The organism is Pseudomonas inefficax (assembly GCF_900277125.1).
Taxonomy (GTDB): Bacteria; Pseudomonadota; Gammaproteobacteria; order Pseudomonadales; family Pseudomonadaceae; genus Aquipseudomonas; species Aquipseudomonas inefficax.
Genome location: NZ_OPYN01000132.1, coordinates 105,752 through 120,334, shown reverse-complemented (window position 1 = coordinate 120,334; position 14,583 = coordinate 105,752). Strand labels below are relative to the sequence as shown.

Annotated in this window: 8 protein-coding genes; 5 read left to right on the top strand and 3 right to left on the bottom strand. The window is 64.5% G+C overall.

Annotation, left to right across the window (positions count from 1 at the left end; genetic code table 11):
* Positions 1–33: 33 nt before the first annotated feature.
* From JV551A3_RS15645 to JV551A3_RS15625, 5 genes are read left to right on the top strand one after another with little or no spacing between them, the layout of a single operon-like run.
* Entirely contained in the window at positions 34–1,392 is a 1,359-nt protein-coding gene (locus tag JV551A3_RS15645) for a DUF1329 domain-containing protein (RefSeq protein ID WP_133972727.1), read from the top strand.
* Between the two features lie 21 nt (positions 1,393–1,413).
* Entirely contained in the window at positions 1,414–2,409 is a 996-nt protein-coding gene (locus tag JV551A3_RS15640; protein ID WP_133972729.1) for a WD40/YVTN/BNR-like repeat-containing protein, read from the top strand.
* 15 nt (positions 2,410–2,424) lie between these two features.
* On the top strand, positions 2,425–4,989 hold the full coding sequence (locus JV551A3_RS15635; RefSeq protein ID WP_133972731.1) for an efflux RND transporter permease subunit: 2,565 nt from the start codon (positions 2,425–2,427) through the stop codon (positions 4,987–4,989).
* Positions 4,982–6,760 carry an acyl-CoA dehydrogenase C-terminal domain-containing protein gene (locus tag JV551A3_RS15630; protein WP_133972733.1) on the top strand — a complete coding sequence of 593 codons (1,779 nt, stop codon included), beginning with the start codon at positions 4,982–4,984 and terminating at the stop codon, positions 6,758–6,760. Before JV551A3_RS15635 ends, JV551A3_RS15630 begins: the two co-directional genes overlap by 8 nt.
* An 11-nt stretch (positions 6,761–6,771) precedes the next feature.
* Positions 6,772–8,412 carry a fatty acid--CoA ligase gene (locus tag JV551A3_RS15625; RefSeq protein ID WP_133972735.1) on the top strand — a complete coding sequence of 547 codons (1,641 nt, stop codon included), beginning with the start codon at positions 6,772–6,774 and terminating at the stop codon, positions 8,410–8,412.
* A gap of 758 nt (positions 8,413–9,170) precedes the next feature.
* Here the strand turns inward: JV551A3_RS15625 and galE are convergent.
* From galE to JV551A3_RS15610, 3 genes are all read right to left on the bottom strand, one after another.
* Positions 9,171–10,145, bottom strand: a complete 975-nt coding sequence (gene galE / locus JV551A3_RS15620) for a UDP-glucose 4-epimerase GalE (RefSeq protein ID WP_112253954.1) — start codon at positions 10,143–10,145, stop codon at positions 9,171–9,173.
* 79 nt (positions 10,146–10,224) lie between these two features.
* Positions 10,225–12,840: a cellulase family glycosylhydrolase gene (locus JV551A3_RS15615; RefSeq protein WP_133978893.1), complete on the bottom strand. Its 2,616-nt coding sequence runs from the start codon at positions 12,838–12,840 to the stop codon at positions 10,225–10,227.
* A gap of 5 nt (positions 12,841–12,845) precedes the next feature.
* Positions 12,846–14,372, bottom strand: coding sequence for an O-antigen ligase family protein (locus JV551A3_RS15610; protein ID WP_133972739.1), 1,527 nt, complete (start codon positions 14,370–14,372; stop codon positions 12,846–12,848).
* Positions 14,373–14,583 lie beyond the last annotated feature (211 nt).

Sequence of the window (14,583 nt, the reverse complement as noted above, 5' to 3'; positions counted from 1 at the left end):
GTTTCCTACAGCCTACACAGGAAGACAATCATCATGAATTTCGTACGTACCCTGCTGGCCTCGTGCCTGTCACTGGCCGCGCTGAACGCTGCCCAGGCCGCCGTTTCCACTGACCAGGCCGCGCGCCTGGGCACCAGCCTGACCGCGATCGGTGCGGAAAAGGCCGGCAATGCCGATGGCTCGATCCCGGCCTATCAGGGCGGCCTGCTGACGCCGCCAGCCAGCTACCAGAGCGGCGCCAGCATGCGCCCCGACCCGTTCGCCAGCGACAAGCCGCTGCTGGTCATCGATGGCAAGAACGCCGAACAGTACAAGGGCCAGCTGACCGCCACCACTCTGGAACTGCTCAAGCGTTACCCAAGCTACCGCGTCGATGTATACCCGACCCACCGTAGCGTGGCACTGCCGCAAACGGTACTCGACAACACCCGCAAGAACGCCACTGCGGCCAACAGCAAGGAGGGTGGCACCGCGGTGGACAACGTGCTGCCGGGCATCCCGTTCCCCATTCCGCAGAACGGCGCCGAGGCCATGTGGAACTTCCTGCTGCGCTACCAGGGCGTGAGCATGACTGCCAAGTACGACTCGTGGAACGTCGACGCCGCTGGCAAGCCATCGCTGTCGACCACCGGCCAGGCCAATATCAGCTACCCGATCTACGAGGACATGGCCAAGCCGATCGGTGCCAAGGACACCTACTACCAGATGAAACTGGTGTACACCGGGCCGGCACGCCGTGCCGGCGAAGCGATGATGCTGCGCGATGCCGCCAACCCGCTGGTGCAGCCACGCAGCGCCTGGCAGTACCTGCCGGGCCAGCGCCGGGTCAAGCTGGCACCGAACCTGGCCTACGACACGCCCAACCCGGGCACCTCGGGTTCGGGTACCTACGATGACGTGTTCGTGTTCAACGGTGCGCTGGACCGCTACGACTGGACCCTGGTCGGCAAGCAGGAAATGTACGTGCCGTACAACACCTATCAGCTGACCTACAACACCGACGTCAAGCAGGTGATCACCCCCAACCACCTGGCGCCGCAGTTCGTGCGCTGGGAGAAGCACCGGGTCTGGGTGGTGGAAGGCAAGCTCAAGGACGGTGCGCGCCATATCTACCACAAGCGCCGCTTCTACCTCGACGAAGACAGCTGGATCGCCCTGGCCTCGGACCAGTACGACGCCCGTGGCCAGCTGTACCGCGGCTCGTTCGCCTTCCTCACCCAGAGCTACGACAAACAGACCCCCGATGCCACACCGTTCATGATCTACGACCTGATCGGCGGCACCTACAACCTCAATGGCGTGGTGGGTGCCTACGGCGGCATCCGCTACATCGACCCACTGTCGAAAACCCAATGGTCGCCCGAGTCGCTGGCCGGCAACGGCATTCGCTGAACGCACGCAGCAGAGGTGGCAATGTCTGTCTTCAAACGATGCAGCGTGGTAGTACTGGCCTTGGCCGCGCTGCAGGGCGCGGCCCAGGCGGCGCCCTTCACCGATGTGCTGGACCTGCCCGCTATGCCCAGCGCCCTGGTCGCCAGCAGCGCCTTGCGCGATGTAACCCTGGCCGGGCAGCGCCTGGTCGCGGTGGGCCCGCGGGGGCACATCCTGTACTCCGAGGACCACGGAGCGCACTGGCAGCAAGCCCAGGTGCCGGTCAGTGCCGACCTGAATGCCGTGAGCTTTGCCACGCCTGAACTGGGCTGGGCGGTTGGCCACGATGGCGTGGTGCTGCACAGCCGCGATGGCGGCGTGCACTGGCAGAAGCAGCTCGATGGCCGGGCGCTGGCCGAACAACTGCCGGGCACGGGTAGCGACAATGCCTTGCTCGATGTGTGGTTCGGCGATGCGCGCAATGGCTATGCGGTCGGCGTGTTCAACCTGCTGTTGCGCACCGTTGATGGCGGCGAGCACTGGCAGCCCTGGCTCGACCACAGCGATAACCCGCAAGGCCTGCACCTGACCAGCCTGGCCGCGGTGGGTGACGAGCTGTACATCACTGGCGAGCAAGGCCTGCTGCTGAAGCAGGACGGCGAGCACTTCAGCCGTGTCGAGACACCCTACGCCGGCACACTGTTCGGTGCTGTCGGCAAGCCTGGCCTACTGCTGGTCTACGGCCTGCGTGGGCATGCCTACCGCAGCACCGATGGCGGCCGGCAATGGCAACCGGTCAGCACTGGCGTGAACACCAGCCTCACCGCCGCCGGCGTTGACCGTGACGGCCAGCTGTGGCTGGCCAGCCAGGCCGGCGACCTGTTGCTGAGCCGGGATGATGGCGCCAGCTTCGGCCCGGTGCCGCAAAGCGCCCGTGGCCCGGTGACCGCGCTCGCCACCGATACCGGCAACGGCCTGGTACTGGTCGGCGAGCGGGGCGTGCGCAACCAGGCCGGCAACCCCACGCTGCACCCATAACAAGAGAAGACCCTGATGGCCGCTACCCGCCAAGACACCCTGCCGGTAATCCGCAACCTCGACGATTTCGACCCACGCTCGGGCAATGCCCTGGAGCGCCTGGTGTTCAACCATCGCCTGCCGTTCCTGCTGTGCATGCTGCTGGCGACCCTGGTGCTGGGCTACATGGCGCTGACCCGCCTGGAGCTGCGCCCCAGTTTCGACAAGATGCTGCCGCAGAGCCACCCCTACATCCAGAACTACCTGGAAAACCGCCCATCGCTGCGTGGCCTGGGCAACGCGGTGCGGGTGGTGGTGGAGAACACCCAAGGCGACATCTTCGACCCGGGCTACCTGCAGACCCTGCGCCACATCAACGACGAGCTGTTCCTCAGCCAGGGCGTGGACCGGGCCTGGGTGAAGTCGTTGTGGAGCCCAGCGGTACGCTGGACCGAGGTGACCGAGGAGGGTTTCCAGGGCGGCCCGGTGATGCCCGACGGCTATCAGGGCGCTGCGGGCGACATCGAGCAACTGCGGCAGAACATCGAGCGCGCCAACATCGTCGGCAGCCTGGTGGCGCGTGATTTCAAGTCGAGCATGCTGGTCGTGCCGCTGCTCGACCAGGATTCGGCCACCGGCAAGGGCCTCGATTACCACGCCTTCTCGCAGAAGCTCGAACAACTGCGCAGCCAGTACCAGGCCAGCGGCCAGTACCGTATCCATGTAATCGGCTTTGCCAAGCTGATGGGTGACCTGATCGACGGGCTGATCCAGGTGATGGCGTTCTTCGCCCTGGCGGTGCTGACCAGCCTGGTGATCATCTACTGCTACACCCGTTGCGTACGCAGCACCCTGCTGGTGGTGCTGTGTTCGCTTGCCGCGGTGGTGTGGCAGCTGGGCATTGTCGCCTGGCTGGGCTACGCCATCGACCCGTATTCGATCCTGGTGCCGTTCCTGATCTTCGCCATTGGCGTGTCCCACGCTGCGCAGAAGATGAACGGCATCCTTCAGGACATTGGCCGTGGCACCCATCGCCAGGTAGCAGCGCGCTATACCTTCCGCCGCCTGTTCGTGGCCGGGGTGACCGCGTTGCTGGCCGATGCGGTGGGCTTTGCCGTGCTGATGCTGATCGACATCCCGGTGATCCAGGACCTGGCGATAACCGCCAGCATCGGCGTGGCGGTGCTGATTTTCACCTCGCTGCTGCTGATGCCGGTGGCGCTGTCGTATGTGGGTGTGGGCCGCAAGGCTGCCGAGCGTGCCCTGGAAATTGATGCTCGTTGGGGCCGCTCTGCGGCCCTTCGCGGGCATGCCCGCTCCCACAGGGACCGCGTCAGCTTCAAGTCTATCGCGATACCTGTGGGAGCTGGCTTGCCGGCGATGGGGCGCGTAGCGGCCCCAATCAATCCATGGCGCGTGCTCGACCGCTTCACCGAACGCAAATGGGCCAGCGCCGCACTGCTGGTGGCCCTGGCCCTGGGCGCCCTCGGCATCTGGGGCAGCCTGCAACTTAAAATCGGCGACCTCGACAGCGGTGCCCCCGAGCTGCGTGCGGACTCGCGCTACAACCTCGACAACGCCTACATCACCCAGCACTACGCGTTGTCCAGCGATACCTTCGCGGTAATGGTCAAGACCGCCCCGGAAGGTTGCCTGCAATACCAGACACTGGTCCTTGCCGACCGCTTGGCCTGGGAACTGCAGCAATTGCCGGGTGTGCAGACCACCGTGTCGCTGGCCAATGCAGTGCGCCAGATCACCGCCGGCACCTACGAAGGCAACCCGCGCCTGAACAGCCTGCAGCGCAACCAGGACGTGCTCAACTACGCCGCCCAGCAGGCTTCGGTCAACGCCCCCGAGCTGTTCAACAACGACTGCTCGCTGATGCCGGTAATCGCCTACCTCAAGGACCATCGCGCCGACACCCTGGCCCAGGTGGCTGCCGTGGCCGAACGTTTTGCCCAGGCCAACAGCAACGCCGATCACCAGTTCCTGCTGGCCGCCGGCAGCGCCGGTATCGAGGCCGCCACCAACGTGGTGGTCCGCGAGGCCAACCACCGGATGCTGTTGCTGGTGTATCTGGCAGTCACGCTGTTCTGCCTGTTCACCTTCCGCAGCTGGCGCGCGACTCTGGTGGCCATCCTGCCGCTGATGCTCACCTCGGTGCTGTGCGAGGCGCTGATGGTAGCCATGGGTATTGGCGTCAAGGTCGCCACCCTGCCGGTGATCGCCCTGGGCGTAGGCATTGGCGTGGACTACGCGCTGTATCTGCTCAGCGTGCAACTGCATTACCAGCGCGCCGGGCTGAGCCTGGCCCAGGCCTACCAGAAAGCCGTGGCCTTCACCGGCCGGGTGGTGGGGCTGGTCGGCATTACCCTGGCGGCCGGTGTGGTCGGCTGGGCCTGGTCGCCGATCAAGTTCCAGGCCGACATGGGCCTGCTGCTGACCTTCATGTTCCTGTGGAACATGCTCGGTGCGCTGGTGCTGATCCCTGCGTTGTCGCATTTCCTCCTGCGTGGCCAGGCCGCCCCGGCGCCTGCCGAGGCCCAGACCACGTCGCTTCCGCAAACCCAAGAAACCGAGTGTTCGCCTCATGTCTGATTACCTTCCGCCACTGCGCGACATGGATTTTCTGTTCAACGAAGTGTTCGACATCCCGGCCTGGTGGGCGCAAACGCCCGCCCTGGCCGAGCAGGTCGATGGCGATACTGCCCGGGCCGTGCTCGAACAGGCCGGCAGGCTGATCGCCCAGGTAGTGGCGCCGCTCAACCGCAGTGGCGACGAGCAGGGTTGCCGCTGGGAGGCAGGCCAGGTGCGCACCCCCGATGGTTTCGCCGATGCCTACCGGGCATTTGCCGCCGATGGCTGGGTGGGCGTCGCCGGTGCCCCGGAATATGGGGGCATGGGCATGCCGAAAGTGATCGGCGCCCAGCTCGAAGAAATGCTCAATGCCGCCAACCTGTCGTTCGGCTTGTACCCGATGCTGACGGCCGGGGCCTGCCTGGCGCTGCTCAACCATGCCAGCGAGCCGTTGAAGGCGCTGTACCTGCCGCCCATGTACCAAGGGCGCTGGACCGGTTCGATGTGCCTGACCGAGCCGCACGCCGGCACCGACCTGGGCCTGATCCGCACCCGTGCCGAGCCAGGCGCCGATGGCCGTTACCGCATCACCGGTACCAAGATCTTCATCACTGGCGGTGAGCAGGACCTGACCGAGAACATCATCCACCTGGTGCTGGCGCGGCTGCCGGATGCGCCAGCCGGGCCCAAGGGCATCTCGCTGTTGCTGGTGCCCAAGGTGCTGGTAGACGCCGATGGCATGCTGGGCGACGCAAATGCGGTGAGTTGCGGGTCGATCGAGCACAAGATGGGCATCAAGGCCTCGGCCACCTGCGTGATGAACTTCGACGGCGCCATCGGCTACTTGGTCGGCGAGCCGAACAAGGGCCTGGCGGCGATGTTCACCATGATGAACTACGAGCGCCTGGGCGTAGGTATCCAGGGCCTGGCCCTGGGCGAGCGCTCCTATCAGGGCGCCATCGCCTATGCCCGTGACCGCCAGCAAGGCCGTGCGCCGACGGGCGCCGAAGCGCCGACGCAAAGTGCAGACCCTATCGTCGTCCACCCGGACGTGAGGCGCATGCTGCTGACGATGAAAGCGCTGAACGAAGGCGGACGGGCATTTTCCACCTACGTTGCGCTGCAACTGGATCTGGCCAGGTACAGCGAAGTACCGGCCGCACGCGCCCAGGCCGAGGCCAAGGTGGCGTTGCTCACACCGGTGGCCAAGGCCTTCCTCACCGACATGGGGCTGGAGACCACCTTGCACGGCCAACAGGTGCTGGGCGGCCATGGCTATATCCGCGAGTGGGGCCAGGAGCAATTGATCCGCGACTGCCGCATTACCCAGATCTACGAAGGTACCAACGGCATCCAGGCCCTCGACCTGGTGGGGCGCAAACTGTTTGGCGATGGCGGGCAGGCCTATCGCAGTGTGTCCGATGAAATTACCGCCTTTGCCGAGGCGTTGCCTGCGGCGAGCGCGGAGTTCGGCGCGCCGCTGCTGGCTGCCGTGCGCAACCTCGACGAACTGACCGCCTGGTTGCTCGACCGGGCCCAGGGCCACCCGCGGGAGCTGGGTGCGGCGGCGGTGGAGTACCTGCAGGTGTTTGGCTACACCTTCTACGCCTACCTGTGGGCACGCATGGCCGTGGTATGCCAGTGTCATGCGGCCCCCGAGCCGTTCCACCTGAGCAAGCTGGGCACCGCGCGGTTCTACTTTGCCCGCCTGCTGCCACGCATTCATTCGCTGAGTGCCAGTGTGAGGGCCGGTAGCGACAGCCTGTATCTGCTCGAGGCCGGGCAACTGTGAAGGCCGCCGACATGATCACCACGCGCGTCATGCCCGCGGCCGAGCAGGCCTATGCCTATCCACTGCTGATCAAGCGCCTGCTGCTGTCTGGCGTGCGCTACCAGCCCAACCAGGAAATCGTCTACGCCGACAAGCTGCGCTACACCTATACCACGCTGCTCGAACGCATCCAGCGGCTGGCCAACGTGCTGACCGCCGCCGGAGTCAAGACTGGCGACACCGTGGCTTTGCTCGACTGGGACAGCCACCGGGCGCTGGAATGCTTCTTTGCCGTACCGATGCTGGGTGCTGTGCTGCACACGGTGAATGTACGGCTGTCCACCGAGCAGGTGCGCTACACCATGAACCATGCCGAGGACCGCCTGGTACTGGTTCATGACGACTTTTTGCCGTTGATGGCGCAATTGCGCGATGACTTGCCCACGGTCAAGGGGTTCATTCGCCTCGCTGAAGGTGGCCCGGCAACGCAAGATGTGCCGTTGCTGGGTGAGTACGAAGCGCTGCTGGCGGCTGCCGAGCCGCAGTTCGACTTCGCCGATTTCGACGAGCACTCATTGGCCACGCTGTTCTACACCAGCGGGACCACCGGCAACCCGAAGGGCGTGTACTTCAGCCACCGGCAACTGGTGCTGCATACCCTGGTCGAGCAGGGCACCCTGGCTGCCTGCGGCGAGGTGCCGCTGTTGCGCAGCGGCGACGTGTACATGCCCATCACGCCGATGTTCCATGTGCATGCCTGGGGCGTGCCCTATGTGGCCACGGCGCTGGGCATCAAGCAGGTCTACCCGGGGCGCTACGAGCCCAACCGCCTGGTGCGCCTGTACCGCGACGAGGGCGTGACGTTCTCCCATTGTGTGCCCACGGTGCTGCAGATGATGCTCGACAGCGAGGAAGGGCGCCGCGCCGACCTGACCGGCTGGAAGATGCTGCTGGGCGGCAGTGCGCTGACCCTGGGCCTGGCGCTGCGTGCCAGTGAGCGCGGCATCAGTGTGCATTGTGGCTACGGCATGTCGGAAAGCTGCCCGCTGCTCAGCATCACCCACCTGAGTGCCGACCTGCTGGCACTGCCCATGGCGCAACAGCTGCCGCTACGTATCGATGCCGGCGTACCGATTGCCCTGGTGGACCTGCGCATCATCGACGCAGAAGGCAATGATGTGCCCCGTGACGGCGAAAGCCTGGGTGAAATCGTGGTGCGTGCGCCGTGGCTGACCCAGGGCTACCTGCATGAACCGGAGCAGGGTGCCGCGTTGTGGCTGGGAGGCTGGATGCACACTGGCGACCTGGCCTGCATCGACCCTGTGGGTGTGGTGCGTATTCGGGACCGGATCAAGGATGTGATCAAGACCGGTGGCGAGTGGGTAAGCTCGGTGGCGCTGGAAAACCTGATCAGCCAGCACCCGGCTGTCGCATCGGTGGCGGTGATCGGCATCCCGGACGCGCAGTGGGGTGAACAGCCGTTGGCCTTGGTCGTCTGTTGTGATGGCATGCAGTTCGACCAGGCGGGGTTGGCCGGGCACCTGCAGCCTTTTGTGGAAAGCGGGCACCTGAACAAATGGGCGATACCACGGCAGTTGCGTTGCGTGGAGGAGATCCCCAAGACCAGCGTTGGCAAGATCGACAAGAAGAGGATCCGGCAGGCATTTCTCTGAATGCTGGCCGGACCGGCTGGCACCGGCTGCGCCGGTGTTCGCGGGTGAACCCGGTCCCACAGGTACGGTGCATTCCTTCAGCTGACGGGTTCCCTGTGGGAGCGGGCATGCCCGCGAAGCAGGCGACGCGGTGCATGGCACCGGCTGCGCCGGTGTTCGCGGCTAAAGCCGCTCCCACAGGTACGGCGCATTCCTTCAGCTGACGGGGGACTCTGTGGGAGCGGGTTTACCCGCGAAGAATCCAACACGGTGCATGGCACCGGCTGCGCCGGTGTTCGCGGGCGCGCCCGCTCCCACAGGTATGGCGCATTCCTTCAGCTGACGGGGGACTCTGTGGGAGCGGGTTTACCCGCGAAGAATCCAACACGGTGCATGGCACCGGCTACGCCGGTGTTCGCGGGTGAACCCGCTCCCACAGGTACGGTGCATTCCTTCAGCTGACGGGTTCCCTGTGGGAGCGGGCATGCCCGCGAAGCAGGCGACGCGGTGGCTGGCACCGGCTGCGCCGGTGTTCGCGGGCGCGCCCGCTCCCACAGGTATGGCGCATTCCTTCAGCTGACGGGGGACTCTGTGGGAGCGGGTTTACCCGCGAAGAATCCAACACGGTGCATGGCACCGGCTGCGCCGGTGTTCGCGGCTAAAGCCGCTCCCACAGGTACGGTGCATTCCTTCAGCTGACGGAGGACTCTGTGGGAGCGGGTTTACCCGCGAAGCAGGCGATGCGGTGGTTGGCGCCGGTGTTCCGCGGGCTCACAATCTCAGCTTTGGTGCTGAGCCCAAGGATACTGCAACTCCCACTGCCAAGCATGGCGCACAATCGGCTCCAGCGTGGCAAACTCCGGCCGCCAGCCCAGCACGTGCATGGCCCTGCCGGCATCTGCCACCAACCGGGGCGGGTCGCCGGGGCGGCGGGGGGCGTCGAGGGTGCGGATCTGCCGGCCAGTCACCGCGCGGGCCGTATCGATCACCTGCTGCACCGAAAACCCCCGCCCATTGCCCAGGTTGAACGCGGTTCGCTCGCCACCCGCCAGCAGGTAATCCACCGCCAGTGCATGGGCAACCGCCAGGTCGGCCACATGCACATAGTCGCGTATGCAGGTACCGTCCGGCGTGTCGTAGTCGCGGCCAAATACCGTTACTGCATCACGCCGACCCGAAGCGGCCTGCAGGATCAACGGGATCAGGTGGGTTTCCGGGTCATGACGCTCTCCCAGCTGGCCTTGCGGGTCTGCGCCCGCTGCGTTGAAGTAACGCAGGCATACCGACTTCAAACCGTAGGCCCGATCGAAGTCCTCGAGAATCTGCTCGACCATCCATTTGCTCAGCCCATACGGGTTGATCGGCCCCTTGGCATGCGCTTCGTCGATCGGCACGTACTGCGGGTTGCCGTAAACGGCTGCGCTGGACGAAAAAACCAGGTGCCTGATACCGGCATTCACCATGGCCTGCAGGAGGGAAAGGGTGGCCGCGACATTGTTCTGGTAGTACTTGCCGGGCACGCTGACCGACTCGCCCACCTGGATGAACGAGGCAAAGTGGAACACGGCATCGAAACGGCAAACAGCAAACAGCACGTCCAGGGCGGGCTCGTCTGCGATGTCCAGTTTCGCCCACTGGACGCCGGGGCCGGGCGCGACCAGGTCCGCTACCACCACCTCATGGCCCGCACCGAGCAGGTGCTTGACCATGTGCGAGCCAATGTAGCCTGCGCCACCGACAACAAGAAACTTCATCCATGCCTCCTGGACTCTGCTGTTGTACAGCCGCGCTTTTCAGCTACAGGTCTGTTGTGAGGGTAGATGGCCACATACCCTATTTCAAGAACAGCCAGTTGGACATGTACTTGCCGTCTAATGTGATGCTGTAGCGCCCCTCCTGGTAAGCCATCGGCAACGGCTTCAACTGTGCCTGTGCATCCCGGGCGAACAGTTTCAGGCCAGCAGGCGCCTTGATGCTCAAGGTGCCGGCAAGTGGTTCGACGTTGAACGGTGTCTTGGCATCGGCCTTGGGCACGGCACGGGTACCCAGCGACAGCAGCAGTTCACGCGACTGGCCCAGGGGGTTGCCGTCCAGGCTTTGCACCACGACGCTGGCGTACGGCGTTTTTGTTTGCACCTGAATGGCGCCCAGGCTGATCGAGCGACCTCCCAGCCATCCGGTGGCGGCCTGGGTCAGCGGTGTGTCGATGGTATAGATGCCCTGTTGCCAGTTGCGCTTGAGTTCGCCCGTGTCGCTGACCGCTTCCGTGGCGTCGGCCGGCAGCAAGGACTGCCCCGGGTCCTGCAGTACCTGCGCACCGGCAGGGATGGCGGCGGGTTTCAGCCAGGGCAACTCCGGCGTCTCTGGTAGGGCGATCTGCAATTGGCCCTTTTCCATGGCCGTGCGCAGCAGCGGTGAATTGCGCGGGGTGATCTCCTGGTTGTACAGGGTGGCGGGTGTCGGCGCGAACACGTAACGGGTAGTGGCTGGTCTCACGTCCGCACGGCGATAGAGCAGGGCGGCAGCGGGCAAGGTGGCGATCATCGCCGGGTCGTTGTACGCGTGCCAGTTATCCGCCGTGCGCCAACCTGGGTTGAAGGCCTGCTGGCTGTAGGCGTATTGCAGCATGGCATCCCAGCCCTGATGGGCAGCGGTGCCAGCCACGTACAGCGGCAGCGAGTGGCGGTCGGGCAGCGGGAAGGGTTCGGCGTTCCACTCGCTGACGGTCAGAGGCTTGCCAACTACCTGGGCGGCGGCGAGCCAGTCGATCAGGCCGTCGCTGGTCAGCGGGTTCTTCTCCAGTTGGCCATTGGCCCCGTAGCCATGGGCGTCGATGACATCGCCTGAGGTCAGTGCCGGCAGCGCGCTCAGGCCATTGCCGCCCCAGGTACTGGTAGTGGCGATCGGCACTTTGACGCCGAGGCCGCGCAGGTGGGCGATCATGTCGGCGTCGAAGCGCTGTTCCAGGTCGTTGAGATACAGCTTCGAAGGGCCATGCTCCCAGGCGCGCCAGGTGAGGTCGGCGGGCAGGCCATAGCGTTTGGCGAAGGCTTTGGCCGCTTCCATGTAACGCTCGCTGTGGTGCGGCACATCCTTGTTCGGCATCAGGGCGTTACCATAATGCTGGGTGAGGTCGTTCTCATTGGTGAGCAGTACGGCAGCGATGGCCGGGTCGTCCTTGTAGGCCAGGCCGGTGTATTCGTTCACATGGGTCAGGTACTGCTCGGCAAAGCGTTTCATCGCCTGTTGGATACTGCGGTTCATGTAGGCGTAACCCTTCAGGTCGACATGGTTCCCGCCCTTGGCCAGTTCCTCGAAGTCATCGATGTTGTCTTTGGCAGTAAGCGCCCGCTGCACGTGCAGGTCCAGCCAGATATAGATGCCCTCGTCCTTGAGCGCCTTGATCCACAGGTCGAGCTTGCGCAGCGATTCGGCACTGAGCTGCTGGGTATCGCGCACCAGGGTGCCGTCGCCAAACACGTTCGGGCTGACCCAGGGCGAGTCGTGGTGGTGCAGACGCACCAGGTTGAAACCCAGGGCCGACAGGCGTTTGGCCTGTTGGCGGATTTCTTCGTCGGGGCTCTTGAACAACGAATAGGCGGACAGGTTGGTGCCCCAGAAGCGCACCGGGGTGTTGTTTTCGAACATGAGCTGCTCGCCGACAGCCTTGACGAAACCATGCTTGCCGGCAGGCTTTTGCGCAGCGTTGAGGAACGACAGGTCCACTGGCGAGGTGCGCCAGTCCAGTTGGTCGTCGGGCCAACCGGCGGGGTCGGCCAGGCCGAAGCGTTCGCTGGGCGTGGGCCCCAGCTCAATGTCGCCGGTAATGTTCAGCACCGCCTTGATCTGCTGCCGACCGGCGTTGATAGGGTCGCTGTAGATGAACGCACGCAGTTCGGACGGGTTGCCGCGCTCGAAATACATCTTGGCCAGCGGTGGATCGAAGCGCATTTCGATGCGCCGGCCCTGGTCCGCCTTGCCCCATGACCAGCCACGGTTGCCGGGTAGCAGCTGCGGGGCGCCCATGTCTCCGGCAATTTGCGCAGGGTCGAACTCGAAGACCATGCCGCCGCCCATCACCCCGGCCTGGCGGCTATGAGCGTCGAGGTCGAAAGTCCAGCTCAGGGTTTGCGCCTGCTCCTTGCGGATATCCGCCGCCAGGTCGAAGTCCAGTTCCTTGTTCTTGCCCTGCAGCGTGTAGTGGTAGGGGCCATTGACCTTGAACGTGCTGGAGAAACCGGTCCAGCTCCAGTCGGCCGCCCAGAAGTCGAACTTGGTTTTCATCATCGGCCCACCACCGCGGGTCACCAAGGGCAGGCCGTTCTGTTCATCGACACTGACTTGCCACGCTGATGCCCAGCCGGTGAGCGGTAGCAAGGCCAGGCCGGCAATGGCCGAAACCCGCAGCAGGATCTGAAAACGCCGGCTGCGCAGGGGTAGCAGGCTCATAAGGGTCACCTTGGTTGAAGGCCGGGGTCGGCCAGCGCGATGGCCTGGCTGTTGTGCAGCCTGCGGGCCATCTGGATGTAGGCCACGCCCAGCCCGGCGACAGTCCAGTACACCACTGGGATGAAGGTGATGCTGCTGACGGTGAAGATGATCACCAGGATGCCGATCAGGGTCGCCAGCAATGCCCGGCCGAGCTGGCGTCGCTCGTCGTCCTTGTCGGGAAAACTGCGCATGGCCTTGCGGATGCCGTGCAGTACGGCTACGAAGAACGCCACGAACAGGCCAAGCCCGACCAGCCCGACGCGTAGTGCCAGGTTGATATAGGTGTTGACGATGTCGATGATGCCTTCACCCTGGATCATCGATTGCATTTCCGGGGTGTTGCGAAAGTCGAACGAGCCGAACAGCGGATTGCGCTGAATGACGATCCACGAGTTGTCCATCAGCTGTTTGCGGTAGGTGATGTTCTCTTTCTCGAGGTTGCCAATGAACGGCAGCATGTCCAGCACCTTGTCGCCACCCGGCACGATGGTCAGCAAGGGCAAGGCCAGCATGCCGGCCACAGCGAGCAGCGCCAGGCGCCTGACCGCACCTTTGCCCAGGGTGATGAACACCACCACGATGACCACGGCGCCGATCCACGGGCCACGGGACAGTGGCGCGAACAGCCCGGCGGCCAGCAGCAGGGCGCCCATCGCACGCTGCAGGGGGCGGCGCACATAACCCTGGACAAACAGGAACAGGCCGATGGCCACGCTCATCACATAGCCCAGGGCAATCGCCTGCCCGGTGGTGACGCTGGCGCGCAGCGAACCGCCACGGCTCAGGTAGCCGGACATGCTCCACGGCACGCCCATGGCGTCGACCATGGCACTGTACAGCAGCCAGTGGCGCACGTACTCGGCCACGCCGATCAGGGCCAGGACGAAGGAGGCAAGCACGAAGGCCAGCAGGGTGTCCTTGAAGTCGCTGATCTGGCGCAAGCCACGGCTGGCCACGTAATACGGCAGGAGCACGTCGACATACAGGTACAGTGTCTGGCGCAGGGTGTCTGTCACGGTGGTTTCGCGCAGGTAGAGCACGCTCATCAGCAGCAGGCCGGCTGCCAACAGCCTGTCTGGCCAGGTGCGGCCGAAGCGCAGGGTGTCGCCTTGCCGGCGCAGGGCCAGGGCCGCCGGCAACAGCACGCACAGGGTCAGCAGGCGGATATGGTTGAGGTCGACCAGGTAATTGACCACGCCAAACCCGGGCACCTGCACCGAAGCCGGCGGGATCAGGAACAGCAGCATGTAGAACAACGCCATGGGGTTGTGCTCACGGCGCCCGGCGATGTACAGGATGACGGCGCCAGCCCCCAGGTACAGCCAGAAACTGTGCGAAAAGAAGGCCAGCAGGGTAAGCAGGAACCACAGATTGCGCCGGCGCTTGAAATCGCCCAGCGGGATCAGGTCGGTGGCTGGCCGCCGCGCCAGCAGGAAGACCACGCTCGCCAGAAACAGGATGACGATCAACGCACGAAAATGTTCAGGCATTGGCTATGTGCACCTTTGCGTCGGTGGGCAACGGCTAGCATCGTGGCTGATTGAAACTATAGTGACCTTTTAGCCAATCAGTAGAGATTGACGTCATGCCGTCGATTGATGACTGGCTGCAATGCGGCTAGCCGGGTGAATCTTTCAAAGATGCAGGTCACTGGATCATGGGGAAGCTTACTTTTTGTACTGGGCAGTTGGGTCGTAGAGG